Source organism: Paenibacillus contaminans, assembly GCF_003285015.1.
Lineage (GTDB): Bacteria > Bacillota > Bacilli > Paenibacillales > NBRC-103111 > Paenibacillus_V > Paenibacillus_V contaminans.
The window spans coordinates 28,496-47,072 of the sequence record NZ_QMFB01000017.1 but is presented as its reverse complement, the minus strand read 5'-3'; the positions used below and the strand labels follow the sequence as shown (position 1 = coordinate 47,072).

General features: G+C 41.0%; 15 protein-coding genes and 1 tRNA gene. 1 reads left to right on the top strand and 15 read right to left on the bottom strand.

Annotated elements, in window-relative coordinates:
• Nucleotides 1–94: 94 nt before the first annotated feature.
• From DQG23_RS25685 to DQG23_RS25655, 7 genes are all read right to left on the bottom strand, one after another.
• Entirely contained in the window at nt 95–1,804 is a 1,710-nt protein-coding gene (locus DQG23_RS25685; RefSeq protein ID WP_113033899.1) for a DNA cytosine methyltransferase, read from the bottom strand.
• 168 nt (nt 1,805–1,972) lie between these two features.
• Nucleotides 1,973–2,710, bottom strand: coding sequence for a DUF6339 family protein (locus DQG23_RS25680; RefSeq protein ID WP_113033898.1), 738 nt, complete (start codon nt 2,708–2,710; stop codon nt 1,973–1,975).
• A gap of 11 nt (nt 2,711–2,721) precedes the next feature.
• Nucleotides 2,722–3,585 (bottom strand): hypothetical protein, encoded by an 864-nt coding sequence (locus tag DQG23_RS25675; RefSeq protein ID WP_113033897.1) that lies wholly within the window; start codon nt 3,583–3,585, stop codon nt 2,722–2,724.
• Nucleotides 3,575–5,515 (bottom strand): hypothetical protein, encoded by a 1,941-nt coding sequence (locus DQG23_RS25670; RefSeq protein ID WP_113033896.1) that lies wholly within the window; start codon nt 5,513–5,515, stop codon nt 3,575–3,577. Before DQG23_RS25670 ends, DQG23_RS25675 begins: the two co-directional genes overlap by 11 nt.
• A 10-nt stretch (nt 5,516–5,525) precedes the next feature.
• Nucleotides 5,526–6,578, bottom strand: a complete 1,053-nt coding sequence (locus tag DQG23_RS25665) for a DNA cytosine methyltransferase (RefSeq protein ID WP_158560682.1) — start codon at nt 6,576–6,578, stop codon at nt 5,526–5,528.
• A gap of 230 nt (nt 6,579–6,808) precedes the next feature.
• The gene (locus DQG23_RS25660) at nt 6,809–8,593 is read right to left on the bottom strand and encodes a P-loop NTPase fold protein (protein ID WP_158560681.1); all 1,785 of its coding nucleotides are present in this window, start codon (nt 8,591–8,593) and stop codon (nt 6,809–6,811) included.
• Nucleotides 8,594–8,630: 37 nt separating this feature from the next.
• Nucleotides 8,631–8,957 (bottom strand): nucleoside triphosphate pyrophosphohydrolase, encoded by a 327-nt coding sequence (locus DQG23_RS25655; protein ID WP_113033893.1) that lies wholly within the window; start codon nt 8,955–8,957, stop codon nt 8,631–8,633.
• A 279-nt stretch (nt 8,958–9,236) separates the two neighbouring features.
• Here DQG23_RS25655 and DQG23_RS25650 point away from each other — a divergent pair, with 279 nt between their 5' ends.
• Nucleotides 9,237–9,524 carry a hypothetical protein gene (locus tag DQG23_RS25650; protein ID WP_113033892.1) on the top strand — a complete coding sequence of 96 codons (288 nt, stop codon included), beginning with the start codon at nt 9,237–9,239 and terminating at the stop codon, nt 9,522–9,524.
• A gap of 52 nt (nt 9,525–9,576) precedes the next feature.
• On the opposite strand, the gene DQG23_RS25645 is transcribed toward DQG23_RS25650, so the two are convergent.
• The 8 genes from DQG23_RS25645 to DQG23_RS25615 form a co-directional block, all read right to left on the bottom strand.
• The gene (locus DQG23_RS25645) at nt 9,577–12,162 is read right to left on the bottom strand and encodes a metallophosphoesterase (RefSeq protein ID WP_113033891.1); all 2,586 of its coding nucleotides are present in this window, start codon (nt 12,160–12,162) and stop codon (nt 9,577–9,579) included.
• Between the two features lie 3 nt (nt 12,163–12,165).
• A complete protein-coding gene (locus tag DQG23_RS25640) occupies nt 12,166–13,431 on the bottom strand; it encodes a class I SAM-dependent methyltransferase (protein ID WP_113033890.1) in 1,266 nt (421 codons plus the stop codon).
• Between the two features lie 141 nt (nt 13,432–13,572).
• Nucleotides 13,573–13,636 (bottom strand) — tRNA-Ser (locus DQG23_RS42260).
• Nucleotides 13,637–13,935: 299 nt separating this feature from the next.
• A complete protein-coding gene (locus DQG23_RS25635; RefSeq protein ID WP_113033889.1) occupies nt 13,936–14,313 on the bottom strand; it encodes a hypothetical protein in 378 nt (125 codons plus the stop codon).
• Nucleotides 14,314–14,330: 17 nt separating this feature from the next.
• On the bottom strand, nt 14,331–14,651 hold the full coding sequence (locus DQG23_RS25630) for a nucleoside triphosphate pyrophosphohydrolase (RefSeq protein ID WP_113033888.1): 321 nt from the start codon (nt 14,649–14,651) through the stop codon (nt 14,331–14,333).
• Between the two features lie 117 nt (nt 14,652–14,768).
• Nucleotides 14,769–15,428, bottom strand: coding sequence for a hypothetical protein (locus tag DQG23_RS25625; protein ID WP_113033887.1), 660 nt, complete (start codon nt 15,426–15,428; stop codon nt 14,769–14,771).
• 244 nt (nt 15,429–15,672) lie between these two features.
• A complete protein-coding gene (locus tag DQG23_RS25620) occupies nt 15,673–16,272 on the bottom strand; it encodes a carbohydrate ABC transporter permease (protein ID WP_158560680.1) in 600 nt (199 codons plus the stop codon).
• Between the two features lie 290 nt (nt 16,273–16,562).
• Nucleotides 16,563–18,515 (bottom strand): ABC transporter permease subunit, encoded by a 1,953-nt coding sequence (locus DQG23_RS25615; RefSeq protein WP_113033885.1) that lies wholly within the window; start codon nt 18,513–18,515, stop codon nt 16,563–16,565.
• Nucleotides 18,516–18,577 lie beyond the last annotated feature (62 nt).

Sequence of the window (18,577 nt, the reverse complement as noted above, 5' to 3'; positions counted from 1 at the left end):
TCGACACAGAAGACCTATATCCTCTATACAACAAGTTCATCCCTTTTTTCAAAATAAAAGAGCCTCCTACTCAAAAAGAGCAGAGACTCGTAACTTAAATTATTGTAACAGTTTCCTGTGGCACTACTATATTTTTCAATGTATCTTTTACAGGCATTCCTAGATATTTTAATACCTGTTCAGCCACTGCCCTACCTAAAAGAGGAGGTACCGCATTACCAATCTGCTGGTATTGTGAGTTTTTAGAACCCTCAAAAACAAAGTCATCAGGGAAAGTTTGAAGCCGTGCAGCCTCTCTAATACTTATTGCTCGATTTTTAAGGGGATGTATCCACATTGACTTTCTAACGTTCAAAACAGTTCCGGAAGGAGTATTGTAATTAAGCCTTAAGTATACAGTATTTTGAGTTCTCCCAGGATCTGAATATGTTCCTTTATATGACTCATCTAAATGATGAAAATTCTGACCTGGTTCTAGTACCTTGAATCTATCCAGAGCCGTCTGTGTTGTTTCGGTCATAACGTGATTTTCAACTTTTTCAACATTTCCACTAAGATACTGAAGAAGTGGGTTTTTGTTGTTCTTAGATAATGGTTTAGTAATTGGATGATCAGCTTCCATTAATGTGAATGGTTCAAGATCCTCAAGATCTTTGATAGCATGTTCTACTGTAAAAAACTGACTTGGATCTTTAAAGATCGATTCTGGTAGTACTACAGGGTTGTCCCCAACGAACTCTTTCTTTACTCCAATAAGAATGAGGCGTTCTCGAAGCTGAGGTGCACCAAAATGTGCTGCATTTAAGATATGCTCTTCATTAATGGTATAACCAAGTCTCTTAAATTTTGAAGTTAGGTAATCCAAAACACCATAAGTCTTTACTTCAATATACACATTCTTATGATCATGTCCAATATCAGTAATCTCAATGTTATTTGCTATGATTTCATTCATTCTCATTAAAACCTTTTGAATCTCAATAATTTCATTTAAACTTTTAAATAGAATTTCTTTTGATGATTCGGTATGATCCTTCATTTTTATCAGATCGCCGAACCTTATCCATTGCTCTTGATAACCTTTACCCCAATAAGCTTCATGCTGCTCCCTCCAAGTAGAAAGATATTTTTGCAGAGCTTTCTCAGCTTTTACAAGGTATACATGAGCTTCTTTTTCTTTTCTACTGATATGACTTATTTTCGAAAATAAGTTTTTATCATTTATTGTATATGTGGAAAGCCTAGCATATTGAAGTGATTCTCTTAGAAAACCAATTAATTCATCTGTTAGTCCAGTTGTTTTTCCAATTATGATTTTCTCAGGTAAAAGATTAAGTCCTAGTTCTTTGACCACTTCTTGATGATCCTTGAATGAATAGAAGAATTTATGTTTAGACGATTTCATAGCTTTGACATTTTCCATTACAAAAGCATTTGGATTTAATTCCTCAATTGCTCTTACATACTCTTTAACCAACTGGTTATTTGTTGAAATAAGTTCTGTCTTTTGCCGGTTTGCATTTGAAAAACCTTGACACGGCGGTCCTCCAAAAACTAGATCTATTTTCTGGAAGTCATTAAGTATTTGCTCCTTATAGTCAAGTTCTCTAATGTCATTAAAATATTTGATTTTATGAAAGCTATCTCTTTTATAAAGTTCATGATTCCTTCTATAGGTTCTTTGAGCAGACTCGTTATTTTCTACTGCGGCTGCAATTTCTACTTGCCCGGTTTGTAAAAATCCTAAACTTAATCCTCCAGCTCCGGAAAACAAATCCACTGCTAAAAGTTTTTTATTGCTCATTATTACCCACCTCTTCCACACGAACATTCGTTCCTTATATATGAACTTTAACATCCCTTAATATTATATTCAAGCACTAATTCGTAATTTATTATAATATTGCATATCATCAGTACATACTATAGAAAAATAATAATCCCACCCATTTTAGCATGAGCGGGATTATTATCAAGCAAACATTTCGATCTTTTCCCTAACAAGCCCTTCCAGATCTTCTCGATCCAAGGTATCTAATATCGTTACCCCTCCTAGCTGATTAATATACATCATTAGATTCCTGAAATTTTCACGATCTATTAAGGAAGAATCTTGTTCTTTTTGCTTTAATACTGAGAGGACTGCTTTCGTTATATCAGGATTTCTGGAAAAACTTCGTTCAAGAAGGCTCTGAGCGATGTCCAGTTTTGAAAGGAGAACCTTGGTAAGTTCAAAGGGATCTTCTCTATTTTCATCATAAGAAACGTAGCCGTACCACCATAACCGTGCTATACCGTTACGGATTAAAGCTCTATCCCGATTGGCCATAAAGAAATAACGTTCTTTTATTGCATCTACCGGTTTTTCTTTTTCTAAATACGACTCCACAGGCCACCTTTTTCGCATATAATTCCAGAAGGTAGTGTGAGTTAAGTAAGTCCACAATCTCTCATCCGTTGCTTGTATTATTGAAAGCCTCTTAAGGGAAGTATATATTTTTTTTGTGTTCTCGAAATCAAAATGAAGTGTACTACTCTGAGGCATATGTAAATCTATGTTCTCTATTCTTATTTTCGATGTAAAACTCCATGCTGTTCCTCTAAAATACTGATCAAGCCAAACCTCATCTGATTTATACTTTTCAAGATTGCTAAAAATATTAACTTTTAACTCATCAAGTGAACTATCACTAATATAATTTAGTTCCACAACCTTACACCTCAGTCTTCGTCTTCAAAATTTACAAGAGCTAAAAGCGAAATATTTAGTGGGTCCCCGATAAGTTTTTGAGCAAGTACTATAGTAGAGTCGGAAAATGTGTTTCTATTCTCAACATCAACTCCTAGCTCTTTTAATCTGCTTTTTATTACTTGGTACCATCTGCATTCTTCAGGATCAAAATCTTGATCTTCCGCAGTTTTGATCATTTCCAATATAGATACTAACGCAGGCATTATTATTAATGAAGATAATAAAGGCTGCAAATTTTGATTTAATGAAATCGTCTTATAGTGATCAAAATTTTCTTCGGAGAGCTTAATAATAATTTTATGACCTGATGAATCCATATCAAAGGGCAACGCATTCTCACTGCGGTTGGGCTGAACAGAAAAAATAGAAGGTATCCTTTTTAATGGATCAATCTCTTTTTCAGCAAAAAATGTTCTTTCCGCATCTATGGCCAGCACATCACCTTTTTTTATAATAAAAGAGTGCCCTTCATAGTCTGGGTGAAACTCAGGTAATGAGTAATTATATATATTTTCTGCAGCCAAAATAAAAGAGCATATCTGCACTTTTCCGTCTATAGAATCAGCAGGCAGCTGAAAAGTAAAATCAGTTTCAAAAGATGCAAAGACTTTACGAAAGCGAGTAGTCGAACATTCAAAATGAAAAGCGAAGTAGGCTTTTTTTTCTGCTATAAGCTGATTAACCCCGTCACAGCTAGTTACACAGTAGGCCTCAAAAATATAGGTATTTTGAGTTTTGCTGCTTCTAAGAGAGGCCTGGAAATCACTATCAATGACATCATCAGCAAAATAAGATAGTACTGGATGTGGATACTGACGATAGTTAATTTGCATGAATGGCCACCTCCAAAGCACATCGCAGCGAATCATTCAATGTAACTATTAAGTCACATTTTTTATCTTTATAAAAAGATATCGGTCCGATCTTTCCATTCTTTCCGAGACATACACTTTCCCCGGTTTGCTGAACAACAACGGACTGAACAGAAGCCGCTTCTCCACCTACTTCACCAATAATTTTAATCCCGATATATCCCTCACCATCAGCATCTGCTTGCACAGATACTTTGTAAGTTCCAGAAGTAGGATTAATACAAAATATTCGCGAGCGTATCATACGTAAGTTTTTGCTTGGTGTAGAAGTAGTATTTTTACCTTCAGACGAACTTCCTTCCCCAAAACTCTTTTGATCATTGTTATCATTTTTGCCTGGTGTTCCATTGCCTTCTCCGCCAGATCCTTTGTTGGTCCCTTCAGCCCCGCTGTCTTCGTTTACTTGTGAAAACTCCTCATCGTCTAATCCTGCAGCAGTTTCATAATAAGTGGCCGCCCCTTCATTGATTCCAACAAATGTCGTTTGCTTCCTTCTTCGATGATTAGTTTCTATCTCAACATCTTTAGGAGCTGTCATTTCTCCCTCGATACCATTTTGAGCAGGTGGTTTGGAGTCGACTTCTACCGAAGCATCAAAATTATCGGGTAAATATTGACTCAGTCCATCTACATCCAATTCCTCTACACTATCAGTAATTGAAATCGAACGAACTTGTTCATTAATCCAAGCATAGAGTTTTCTTATTGTTCCCTTAGCGTACTCGGGGTCCTCATGCCGATCCGGTTCCCACGCGCTATGCGTAGGAGGTTCAATTTTCCTTAAAAAATCGTTTAGCTTTTCACCCCTAGCTATCATTACGCCTGCAAATTTAAAAGGCGTACGGAAACTGCCCTTATCATAAATCTTCATGCCAGTTCCTCTCACCATAGCTATACGTTTCGGAAGGTCTTTTCCCGGAAGTACAAATAAGTCAACCTCCCCAAGATTCATGAAGTTATTTTGAAGAAAGTGGTGTCTACTAGAGAGGGTATAAGCTTCATAATAATGATACGATAGGCAATCTGGATCATTCTTTGTGTATTTCTCAATCAGACCTGATAACGAATTAGCATTAATTGTTGTTTCTCCTACTTTGACAACCAACTTTTCATTTAATATAGCAATAAAGAAATTTTCAAGAACAGATTTTATTACTTTTTCTTCCCAACCACTATTCTCATTAAAACCTGCAATAAAAATATCTGTTCCAACATCCGATCTTCTGAATACCTCATATACATCGTCAGATGTTATAATCGGTTTGTTCTTTTCAACTTCACCGAAATACCCAGTCCCCTGCGTGGGTTCCCCAAGTTCAGTAAGATGAGTTACCAGTTTAGCCACACCTTGAAATGCCTCTTCACTACTTCCCGCCTCTTTTGTTCCGTAAAATACTGTTCTTAGGTCAGAACATACAAAAGGGGCATGCTTACCGATTCCAAAGGACCCGCCAGATTGTGAATCCTTATCTGATGAACCAACTGATTTAATAAGATTATGCCACCCGCCTCTATGTCCATCGCTTGCACCCGTTAATCCAGTCGTATTATAATCGCTAATTTTTAAAAAGGGAATTTGATCTAATTCCATAATCGAAAGCGCATTATCAAAAAAACGAGCAGTTTTGATATTATCCTTCCAGTATTCTCGACAAGATTTAAGTATGCTTATAAACTCAGCTTTTTTCGGAAAATGGATTGAAGGAATATTAAGTAGACTAAAGTGGACCTCAACCGGTCCAGGATTATTATTATCCTTGGCATCGCATGAATTTTGGTTAATTTCTCTTGCCAATGAATCTAAAGGATTTCCACGAAAGGTTTCTATTCCCGCATCATTTAAGCCTGTTATTTGTCCATAATTATTAGATGGAAAATTCCAATTGATCATAATACTCTCCTCATTTTTTTAAGCTGTCTAATTTCCTCAGACATTCTGCTGCTAGCTTTTGTACAAGATCAACCGTAACTGCATTGCCAATCTGCTTATACTGTTTCGCTTTTGGCATCCCTTCAGGAAATGAAAATTGATGATCTTTAAACCCTTGGAGACGAACACATTCTCTAGGTGTTAGTTTTCTTATCCCCCAATCATCCTGTATGACAGGAACGTTGTGGCCACCTTCACCCATGTTTGCTGTAAGCGTAAAAGTACAATCACTTTTATTCTCTCTGACGTATGCCCTTCTTAATAAATATACAGAATCCTTATTTCCTTCTGCCATTTTATCTGCAAACATCTTACCGTACTTAGAATTTACATCGAAATAAAGATCTGGATCTGCTTCGAAATCCAAATCTAATAACTCCCTGACATCCTTTAATCCTAATTCAGTGTCTGGGAACTTAAAGTTATTTATTTTGAAAAAATCCTGTGAAAAGGCAACCATATACAGGCGTTCTCGGTTTTGAGGGATGTCCGTATGTTCCCTAGTATTAAGTATCACTGCATTGCTTTTATCTGATATCAGATTTCCTTTATTGTCCAAAGGGATCCTGAACCAATAACCAGCCCTCTTTATTTCCTCTTCAATTTTGTTAATCGTCTGCTTGTTATTGTGATAAATTAAGTTTTTTACATTTTCAAGAACAAGTATTTTAGGCCTATTTTTCCCGAACTCTTTTAGCAATCTTATTATTTCAAAAAAAAGTTTACCTCTCGGGTCTTCAAAACCCAGTTTATTTCCTGCAAGAGAAAAGGATTGGCAAGGAAACCCAGCAGTAAGAACATCTACTGGTTCTAACCTATCACTTTTAACCGATAATTCTTCAATAGATTTCTCATAAAGCTTCGTTTCAGGATAATTATGCTTATATGTCAGACATGCAAAAGGATCTAATTCATTTGCCCATTTCACATTAAAACCTTGGTTTTTAAAGGCTCTGCAAAATCCTCCAATACCCGCAAATAAACTTCCTACTGTATATATATGCCGATTAGCACCTACTGCCACGTTCTCCAACTCCATAAATAATTATATAAAAACATCATTAGAACTCGTACAAAAAACTAAAGACCCTTAGCAAAATTCGACGAAAACAGACTCATTTCCTTCACATCTCATTAAATTCGAGTTTACGTCAACTACCTTGAAGCTAAAATACAAAAAAAGCCCGAAAGCATCCTTCCCCTAAAATGGATGGATGCCTGTCTCGGCTTCTGAAACTAGATTTATATTATATTTCATCCTACACAATCATCATAAAACTTTTTTACAATTTCAGATATTTTCGTTTCAATCAAAGAATCATTAATAACCACGTGTTTACTTCTAATTCCAAATTCTTTTAAATTAATTGTTTCGAGATTTTTCTGAAATTCAACCCAGTAAGTATATCCTTCATATGACCATGCACAATCTTCAACATAATATGCAGTTGATCCTCCAGCCTCTTTGACTAGAATTATTGCGGAGTATGCACAATCCGTACTTGAGAATGCCTTTATTTCTTTTTCTAAAGTTATCACTCCAGCGACATCATTGAAAGAAGCTTTTAAAATATGTATGAGCTTTCTAAAGCCTTTTGTATTACGATATTCAAGCTTTCTAACAAATTCCACTTCCCTTGGAGGTATTTTCGTATTATAAACTGATCTTGTTAAAATATCTGGTTTAAGTACATCATCAATATGAGTTTTATTATGTAATATATCAATCGCTTTTTCCCATCTATCTGGGCTTTCTTCATATAAAAAATATTTTTTTTCTGATAAACCAGCATAGCCAAATGATATAAAATAAGTAGTCCCAGTACACTTTTCAGATAGGATAGATAGAAATATATTTATATAGACTTGGAATAATTGATTATTTTCATGTAACATAAAATGCTGTTTTGCATATTCAAAAGGAGCTTTTTTTAATACAACAATATGTTCAAAAAAGTTAGTACAACAATCTATAAGAAAATCTAAGAAGAGATTAGGTATCTCCTTTATTCTTTTATCTTCTAACAAATCAATTAGTAAATTAGCCTTTTCCAGCTCTAAAGAATCCTTATATGTATAAGAGTATTTATAGTGTCCTACTAATGCTAATCTATATAACCCCCTAGACTTTATATAAAGTATCTTTACATCTTCCAAGTACTTCATATCTAATTTACGATAACATAGAGATAAAAATGACAACCAGCTCATTGAGCCTAGATAATAGGATTCTAAAAAATATTGAGAATACCCTTCTATCGATCTACTTCCAGGTGAAAAAATATCAAAATAGGACATTGAACCCATAACAAAAATAAAAATAGCCCCACTATCTAAAAATAATTCTTTATATTTATTAAACAAAGAAATTATATATGATGTGTCCTTTTTATCGAGTTCGTCAATAATAAAAACAATTTTTTTCTTGGATATAGCTTCTAATAATTCTAAGAGTTTTGAAAGTAAAAATTCCTCATCATAGAATTTTTTTATATCAACTTGAGCTTTATCTTCCATAAGTTCAAGTTCCTTAGTATTTAATGTATTTTCTAATTTTTTATATGAAGAGAGCTTTAACAAAGATAAATTCAATTTTAAATCAAAATCACCGTTAAACTGATTTTTAAGGTTAGATTCCTCCGAAACGCTATCCTTTTTCATATATGAGTATGTTTCGTTAACTGTAACGTATGTTAATTCATTTAATTGATGTAACAGAGCAGTCTGATATTCATCAAGAATGTCAAATATTTTCGAGTTATTTAGGCTTCTTATAAGGACAGTAGATAAGCTTAAATCTGATTTTGAAATATTGATAAATATTGGAAAGTGAGAGTCTTTATAACTTCTTAAACAAAACCGTATAAATGTAGTTTTCCCAGATCCTCGCTGACCGCCGATGGCAATACAACCATGTAAATTTACTTCAATTAACTTTTTTAATGCTCTTACTTGATCATTCAGTTTATCATCGGTATGAAAAAGGTACATCTCCTCATCAGCAAGAGGTTTGATGGCTGATCGTCTATTTTTAAACACTTTGATCCCCCTATCATATTTCTGTGATATGTTTATATCAGGCATCTTCTACATCAATAAGGAAGATTCGTTCCTTAAACCCTCCTCGCTTCTCCGCTTTATTGGCCCGAATCGCTTCGAGTTGTTCGACGTTCGAGCCGTGCACGGCTGTCAATGCCTGAAGCAGTTCCAATATGTCTGCTAGTTCTTCCATTGCACCAGTATCGTTAGCCGCTTCCAAATATTCATGTAGCTCTTCGGCCAGCTTTTTCCGCAGCTCCGCTCTATATTCCGATTCATCAAGAATCCGGGTACTGCAAGTTTTGCCGTTACCTGCAATAATTTCCGGTATTCGATCACGGACTAATTTGTTATAGGTAGGCATAATGTCACAATCACCCTCCTTGATATGGTAAAAATAACGTGATTCTCCCGATTGGATAGCGTTTTCTGAACATTACATAGGAATAATATACCACAAAAAGTGACAATGGATGACAATTCTTATCGATATTAGGGGAGAACGACAATGATTTACGCTTTTACAAGAAACCTATTCTTATCGGCAGCGTCTATATATACAGAAACCAACAAACTTGAGATGAGGTGAAACATGAAGAAATTAGATGGCCTCTAGCTTCCCCCTAAGGAGGTTAGAGTGCCAATGAGCAGAAGTGTTAAAAAGTCCCCTGTTTGGACGGAACGCTATACCCCCGGTACCCGCTGGAACAAACGTCAAGCTAGCAAAGCAGTACGCCGCTTTACAGATGATGTTCAGAACGGCAAATGGTATCGGAAATTATTCTGTTCCTGGAATATTTGCGATTACCGTTTTTTCAAAACCAAACATCAAGCCATTCACGAATGGCAAACATCCCGATGGCTGCGCGATCGATTATTAACTCAGGCGGAAGTTATGGAAGACTGGGAAAAGTTCTATAGAAGAAAATAAACACAAGCACCGGCTAGGGAAGCCCGGTGCTTGTGCTTTTATATCCCGCCCACTACAACCGCGGATCAATCCCCTTCTCCTGCGCGACCTCGAACAACAGATTGGCCGCGATCTCTTTATAGGCCTCATGTTCGGGCGCGATCTCGTCAAACGGCACCGCCAGCATCCGCATCCCAAGCTGATATTCGCTTAACGAGGTGCGAAGCTTTTGGTTGACGTTTTTTTGCTTGAGCAGCTTGCGGTATTTATGCGGGAACTTGTAGTCATACCCATAGATGATGGATAAGTAGTCCGCGTTTCGCACCTTCATATACGGGACCGTTTTTCCGTTCCAGAGCTCCGGCTTGATCACGACGCCTTCCATATGGTTCTCCAGCGTAAGCTTCGAGAAGTAACGCTCGGCTTTCTCCAAGCAGTCCAGCTCGGACAGATCCAGCGTAAGCGCCTCGTCCTCCGAAAGAAAACCGTACATCTCGGAGGTTTTCCATTCCGGGATTTCTTCCTGCCCGTCCTCAAAAACAATTTTCAGCACGGCAAAAGGCTTATACGACATGGCCTCGTCTTCCGCATACAGCTCCAGCTGTCTTTTGTACGTTTGATAGGCTGCCATGTGTTCGGATAACGGGACATAGGTTTCCCGAATGTCATGGACATATTTATAGCTTTGGTACACGCTCGGGCCGTACTTGTCACTTAGAACGGACTTCGCAATATGATGCTGGTCTTTCTCGAACCCGCTCGCTTCGTATTCGGCGATTAGCTTGTTATACGCTTCTTCAAAACCGTTTTGCTGCAGGAACGCAAGCTCCGTCTCCAGCGCTTTCTCGATAGGCTTGAACTGCCGTTCGATTAGCCCTTCCCCCATCGCTTTCCATGGAAGAAGCTCGCCATCCAGAATCAGCATCGTAATCTTCCGCTCTTCCATATAGCCGCCGAACTTGAGCAGTAGCTCGCCGTAAATCTCCGACAGGTCCACATAATTGATTTTGTAGCCGTTGCGGCTGACAGCAAAGCATTGCTCCGGATCCTTATGCAAATAAATGTTGCATCGCGAACCCATATATTTCGGCTGCAGGACAACCTGCTGGACGCCGCGTTCCCTGAAATAATCGAGGCCGCGTTTTAAAGACTCGAGCTCATTCGTCTCGTCGTTTTTGTCCGCCGGGGACATGGTACCCGAGATGAAATTGATTTTGTTACGCGAGCAGTAGTGCAGTCTGCGAATGTCATCTTCCTCAAGCTCCCGCAGCGACACCTTTCGCTCTTCCTTGAAGAGCGTTTGCAGCTCCTCCGCAATCACCGCTTGCTGGGACTTCCGGGACTTCATAAACGGTTTAAATGTGATGCTGACGGATGTCAGCAGGTTGCCGTGTACGCTGCCCGTATCGATGTGGAGCTTGTTGCCGATCCGGAAGGAATTTTTGGCGGCGACGTGTCCGAACACGTGGTACGGATGATTTCGGACCGCTTCCTCCCGCAGGAAAGCAAGCTGCCCTTCCAGCGGCGCTTCCCGGTCGATCCGGAAATTTCGCTGGTGACGAACGGAGCTCGGATCGAGCTTACCGATGTATTTATTCCGGCATGGGGCATGCGTGACATAGAAGGACGGCCCCCTCGCCCCCGCATACCGATAAAACGGCTTCGAAATCGAGACCAAATGCTGAAATTTCTCCCGAAGCTCCGGATCGTTCAATAAAACCTGCGTGGAATCAAAATACGTATGAAGCAGCTCTTGATCGACGCCGTTAATTTCACCCTTCAAGTACTTGTCGACGAAGTTCTCATGGTTCCCAAGCACGAAGTAAACATGCTCCCGGTTATCATACATGAATTGAATGATTTCCTGTGTTTGTTTGCCTTTGTCGATCCAATCCCCGACCAAAATGATTTTGGTTTGCTTCAGCTTATCCGGCACAACCAGCTGGCCTGCATCGATTTTATACCCGTGGTCGAGCAGCAGCCCCTTCAAATCGTCCACACATTCGTGAACGTCGCCAACGATGATATACTGTTGATCCTGTGGGAGATGGACAGCCAAGTAAGCATCCAAATCTTCGATGACGACTTTGTACTCGGAGTTCGCCTTTCCTTCTTCGGGCACATAAAAATCCTTCGCCCGCACCTTATGGATCTTGCCGTATCCCTCACGGGCCAGCGAGCCGAGGACGTCCTTTTTCAGCCGGTTGATGTGGTTCGTGATCAGCTTCTTCGAACGCTCCGATGCATAGTAGTCGGCCCGCTTCCGGTAATCGAAAAGGATAACCTCAAGGTTGTAGTTGTTCCGAAACGCGATCTCCTTCACCTTGGCCCGAAAATCCTCGGACAACCCGGTCGTATCGACGACCACAAACTCCGCATTGATCGGAAAAGTCGTCGCCGCCTTCAGTCTTTCAAACAGGATATGAAAAGCTTGCTCGCTAGCCTCAAGCATCACTTGATCGTACTTATCGTACTCGTAGCCAAGAATCTCTTGACGGATCTGGTCGGAGGACAAATATTGAACGTTAGCCCTCACATTCCGCCCGGCATCCTCAAAACGCAGCCCCGGAATCAGCACTTCCTTGGCGAACGTCGTTTTGCCGCATTCCGTAGACCCGATCAGCATGAAAACCGTGTGAATCTTCGTTTGAATGTCCATGCGTCAGGCCCCCCTTTTCTTCAAAATAACGCCCTGCGTCGTCTTCATATTGTTAACGCCGTCTCCGACCGCTACGAATTCGGCGTGCAGCTTCGTTTCCCGGATCACATCGCGCATCCACTGCTGAAAAGCTTCCTCGCCCATCTCCCACTTGTGGTCGTCATGCCGGAAATCGTCTAGCTCGTAATAGCGGTTAAAATCGGCGTTGGGCGTCGTAATGATGAAGTTGTCGAAATCGACATGCGTGCAGATTTGATGGATCAGCAGCTTGGCCTCATCCTGGCTCATATGTTCAATGACCTCCGTCAAAATCACATCGACCTGCTCCCCGTTGTAGCTTTCCAGGAACTGATCGATCGAGCCGAACGTGACGAGGTTGTCGAGCTCTTTGGCCTCCGCTTTGCGTTTGACCTTCTCCAGCAGCTCCTCGTTGATATCGATCGCGTAGTAGCTGCCCTCAATTTTCCCGGCAAAAGGAATCGCATAAAACCCTTCCCCGCAGCCCACATCCAAAATCGACTTGTCAAAAGCGAGCGCACTTCCGATATAATTCCTCCGCTGCAGCCCCGTCCCCCCGTAGGCGAACTGGATGTTGTAGCGATCCGTTTTCTCCAGCTCCGCCTTGTACCTCTGAAACCGGTCCCTGGAGGACAGAAAGTTCCGCACAAACAGGCTGCGAATATAAAACGGCGCGTCGATGACATTCACACTTTTGATGTACTTATCCAGAATGCTGTCCGAAATATCGATATATTCTTTGCCGAACATGGAGAGAAATAAGCATAGCACGCTTGCGGCATGGAGGAGCTGATACAAGCTTTTGTTCGTCGTCACGGTTAGCGAGTAGCTTTTATGGGCTTGATGGGCAATCTCGAACGTAAAGTCCTTCAAATGCTTCTCAAAAAACTCGATATACCGGACATGCTCGATGTGAATCAAATTGACGAAAAACGTATGCTCGTAGCCCTCCGTGTCCCGTGTATCCTGAGCCTTAAGCGGCGCGGAGAAAAATTCGTTAATCGCATTAAGCGGAAAAATGGGTGTATTGTACCTCGATACGTTCAAATACTCGAAGTTGTCCTGCTCATTCTGCTTATAGGAAATTTCATTATCTGCATCTTTAAAATACACGTTGTACTTCTGCTCATCGGTGTACCAGCCGTACGCCATGCCTCTGCGAATTGAGCGGAGCATCATGCCGGAATTCGGATTTTTCTTGATCAGAAACGAAAACTGCGGATTCGTGGATCCGACTTGGACGATTGCCATTGCGATCTACTCCTAACTTGCTGAATGTGAACCGTGCGAAGTACCTTGGCGGCACCTCGCTATGTACTTAATGAGCAAAGACCACCGAAGAAAAAGGTCGGATAGGTACAGACTGCTCTACCGCTGAGCTATTCCGCTTTTTGCAGCGGAAGTTGGATTCGAACCAACGACATGTCGCTTAACAGGCGAAGTAACCCATCCATGCGCCTCGATGATCTTTGTAACTAATCGTATTTTCGCTTAGATATATGGAAATGAACAGGGTGGAAGTATTACGAGGTCGTTATGCTTGGTTACTTGAGTCTTGCAAATTTCGGCACAAGGTGCCTCAAAGGGCAAACCTGTAGCGTGAACAGTGAAGCAGCCGTTTAGGCTGGGGGCTGTGGTAACCAACAATTTCTCGATCCAATGGCGATGCCCTACTTCTGTCTGTTGTTTCGACGAAGCTTTTTCAATAGCTGCCTTTATCCACGATTTTCGACGGAGATATTTTTGCAAGACTATTTAAAGCCTTATTCCGTTCTTTATTACATGGATTGCTGCAGCTTTATTTATTGTTTTGTCATAAATCGAGAGTAGGTCAATTACTTGAGCCATTAGTTCTTTACTTCTTTCAGAATCTTTAGGTAGTTTTATAAACCAAGATTTCAAAAACTCCTCAGTATCTGTCCCTGTTTTTCTAGATCCCCTATCATATTTTTCGGTGTTCATCTCTTTATATCCAATATATTTGCTTGGCCCAAACAAATTAACGACCGGAATATAATACCAATGCTTGAACTGTGATAACTGTGAAACGATATCCGTCATATTTTGTAGATCTTCATTAAACTGTTTTACATTTTGGACAACTTCTTCAATTCTGGTTACCAATTCATCCACTTTTTATTCCCTCCACATTATTCTACATCAATAAGGAAGATTCGATCTTTAAATCCTCCGCGTTTCTCCGCTTTATTGGCCCGAATCGATTCGAGTTGTTCGACGGTCGAGCCGTGCACGGCTGTTAGAGCGTGAAGAAGCTCGAGTATATCCGCCAGTTCTTCCATTGCATCAGTATCGTTAGCCGCTTCCAAATATTCATTTAGCTCTTCGGCCAGCTTTGTCCGCAGCTCCGCTTTATATTCCGATTCATCAAGAATCCGGGTACTGCAAGCTTTGCCGTTACCTGCAATAATTTCCGGTATTCGATCGCGGACTAGCTTGTTGTATGTTGGCATGGTGTCATCTCCTTTTCCTGTTGAAACAAGTCGAATCTTCTGATAGGATCGCGATTTCATTTGGTTATATAGGCATAATATACCATAAAAGAACGACTTTGCCGCAGTGCATGCAATTCATCTTTGATCCTCCTTCGTCTGATCGTCTATTATCCTCGGCGAACGGCCGAGCAAAGTCAACCGCCATTCCAAGAACTGCTCATCACCGGCCTCTAATCGGTATTTTTCTTCTATAGCATGCATGGCTTCAACATAAGCGTCGCGAGAAACCCATAAGTCGGATGGCTGACGCGCCACAGAGCCGAACAGCAGAACCAGAAATTCTCTATAGGCCAGACTAATCCGTTCCGCCGTGGTGTCGCCCATCATAATCCGAATGATTTCTTGTACGGCTTGTTTTGCAGCTTTACGCTGCCCGATCGTCGAGTATGAGCCTTCGTAAGTATCCGCATGGACAGGTAGAAAGGTCATGATCTTTCGATAAAATTGTCCGATTACGGTGCCGCGATAACGGAACGTAATGATTCTCTCATAGTGATCTGCGATTATTTCAATATTCCTTTTGCAGTATCGATCCTCCATAATGGCAAGCAGCACTTGTTTAGAGCGCAGCTTCCGAAAGCGGTTAATGGGCAGCCGTTTCGCTCCAAACGAAGGCAAATCCCAAAATGTCATAACCTTCCCCCAACGCGGATCATTGACTGGAACGGATAGTAAGTACGCGTGAGGATTTGCCTCCGCTTCGATTTCCTGCTCTATCACTCGTTGTTCATCCATGTTCTTTTCTCCTCTCATTTTCGATATGCAGCTTCCATCATTATCAACATACACAGGCAACTCGCAGAAATCTTAAAACATCCTCGTTTCGGCACAACACAAAAAGAGCGCAAAAAAAGACATACGGATCCCGTATGGCTTATTGCGCTCCATTGGTCAAGCCTTTATTAATTACACTGTAAAACGACTCCTCCCCAATTGAAAATAATATCGTTCCTATCCGACTCCCTTTTTGTGACTTGGGTTAAGATTTGACAGCTCCTGATGTCAGCCCCTCGATGAAATACTTCATGCCAAACGTGTACAAGAGCAGTAACGGAATCGAAGCTACGGCATAGCCCGAGGTGATAATACCAAGATCGGGACGGGACATTTGACCGATCGCATTCCCCGCACTTGGAGCATAATTCGCTAGAGCCATAGAGATCGTCTGCAGCCCAGGGCTGCTGATTATTAACGTTGGCCATACCAAGTCATTATAAATGGAGAGAAAATTCATAATACCGATCGTAATCAGAATGGGCACGGCCAAAGGAATTGCAATCGACCGCACGCAACGGAATTCCGAAGCTCCCTCGATTCTGGCCGCTTCAAACATTTCCTCAGGCTGGGATTGGAAAAAGGCGCTCAGCAGAAAAATCGCGAACAATTGCCCGCTTCCGATATAAAAAAACGCTAATCCCTCCAGACTGTTTTTCATATGCAAAAAATCTGCCAAAATAAAGTTGGGCGTCAGCAGCATCATGCCTGGAATCGTCATCATCGTAATCACTAGGAAAAAGAGGAGCCTCCTCCCCAGAAAAGCGAGACGTGCAAATGCATAACCGCTTAACGTCGCGAACAATATAATCCCCGCTATAGAAATGATGCAAAGATACATAGTGCGTAAAATGGGAACGAAGAGATCCGTCAAGGCGAAAGTATAATTCCCCCATTTAGGCGGCCATGGCATTCCCCAGAAATCGCCATATATCGATAAACTGTCACGAAAAGACATCGAAATCATCATAAATATTGGTACAAAAGAAAGCAGCAACAATACAAAAAGAGTCAAATAACTGATAAGCGTTCTTGTTGCAACCTTAGGTCCCCGTCTTCTGCCCGAATTCTGACTTGAGCTCCCCACCAATGCTGTCACTCCCTTACCTGCTTCGAATATTGCGCATTAAAAATAGTGCCAACCAACACCAAAATCGCCAATACAACGCCAATAGCCGAAGCATACCCAAAGCTGGCGCTGGAAATTTGATTGTACATGTGCAAGCCGGGAACATAGGTTGAAGTCCCTGGACCTCCGCGCGTGAATATTAAAATGTTGGCAAAGCCCTGTATGCTGCCGATGAACGTAAAAAATAATACAACCCGGATCTGGGGGAGAATCATTGGAAGATCAATCTTCAAGAACCGGCTCCAAGGGCGAACGCCGTCAATTTCGGATGAATCATAAATCTCTCTGCTGATCCCGATTAATCCGCCAAAATAAATGAGAAAAGAGAACACGCCAATAAATGGAAATCCCGCTCCGATAACGCTCCATATTGCCAGCTTTTCATTCCCGAGCCATGCTTGCTGCAAGTTTTGCAGGCCTAGCACGCCAAAAAACTGGTTGATAAATCCGATTTCCGGCTCATACATCATTTTCCACAATAAAATAACTACGACACCCGGCACGATACTTGGAACAACGAAGGCCGTCCGGAAAAAGTACTTCCATCTGCTGTTCTTCAACCAGAAAATCAGCTCTGCCGCGAGTAAAGGCATGGTGAGTTCTTTAATAATGGAAGTAACAATAACGAGGATCATATTCCATATCCCGATCCAAAACAACGGATCCGATTTGATTTTTACAAAATTGGCCCAACCGATAAACTTCAAAGGCTCTTTAAGACTGAAGTTCGTAAAAGAATAGAACACGGCCATTATAGCGGGAACCACATTAAACACAATAATGAGTACAATAGAAGGAAGGATCAGCATATACGCTGTTTTCGATCGCTTTAGTTTCCGCCCCACTAGTAAGGCAGCCCTGCGCCATGACGGCACTGTTGCCATACTCCCGCCTATAATTCCCAACAATAAAACAACATCCAGGGCAATCAAGACCATCAATTTAGATTTACGTTTCGTATCACTTAACGCCGAATCGACATGAATAATGAATTCCTGCCCCGATTCCGTCAACACGACAAGTTCATTCTCGTTATAATGAATCAAACTATTAAGAGCACCTTGGTTCAAATTTTTGTTATAGAGCAATTCACCCCGCTGATTAAGAATGAATACATTTCCGTCTTTATCTCCAGCAATCGAATAATTAGCTGGTTGCATCTCAAGCATTGTAATCGGATACTCGGATAGATGAAGACTCCATATTTTCTCCCCTTTAACGGAAAGAAGGGTTACGTTCCCTCTTTCATCTCCGGCGAGCAATTGCTGATTAGCACTCAAGCTTAAACGTGTAATAGGCTGTATTAAGGTTGTTCGCCATAGTTCCTTTCCTTGAGCGGACAATAAGCCCACCTTAGAATCAGCCGTACCAAAATAGGTACCGTTCTGGGCTGCTAACGTCGAAGTCAAATCCATACCAATTCTAGTCTCGTACGCGCTATTCCCTTCATCATCGAATTGCCCGACCCAAAACTTGCTCGTATATTGACCAATCCCATAGGCAATTGCAACGCCTCCATTTGTCAGCGTATCTAATGCAATTACTTTCCCGTTAACCGGGAAGCTGGAGACTTCGTTTAATTCTGAATCCAGTACATAGACTCTCCGGTCATTCGTGCCAATATAAATGCTGGAGCGATCCTCTGTAAAAGCGAAGTCGGTAACAATTCCCTCTATTTCCTTTGCTGCCTCTATTTCCGTTCCATTAAGCAGTAGCAATTTACTGTCGGTCGTAATCGCAATCGACTTGTTATCCTTCCATTTCGCGGCTTTCATTATTTTCGCTCCGGTTATGGAACCACCCGGTTCATAAGAGCTATTCGTCGAGAAAATCAGGTAAAGATAAACCGAATTAATCAACAGGCCCAAAATCATCAATCCAAACCAAAACTGTCGGCGGCCTTTCCATAGAGTCGACATTTCTTCCCCCTCGCATCATTCCGATCCCAAGCTGCATGCTTGATAACCAGGCCATTCATCAA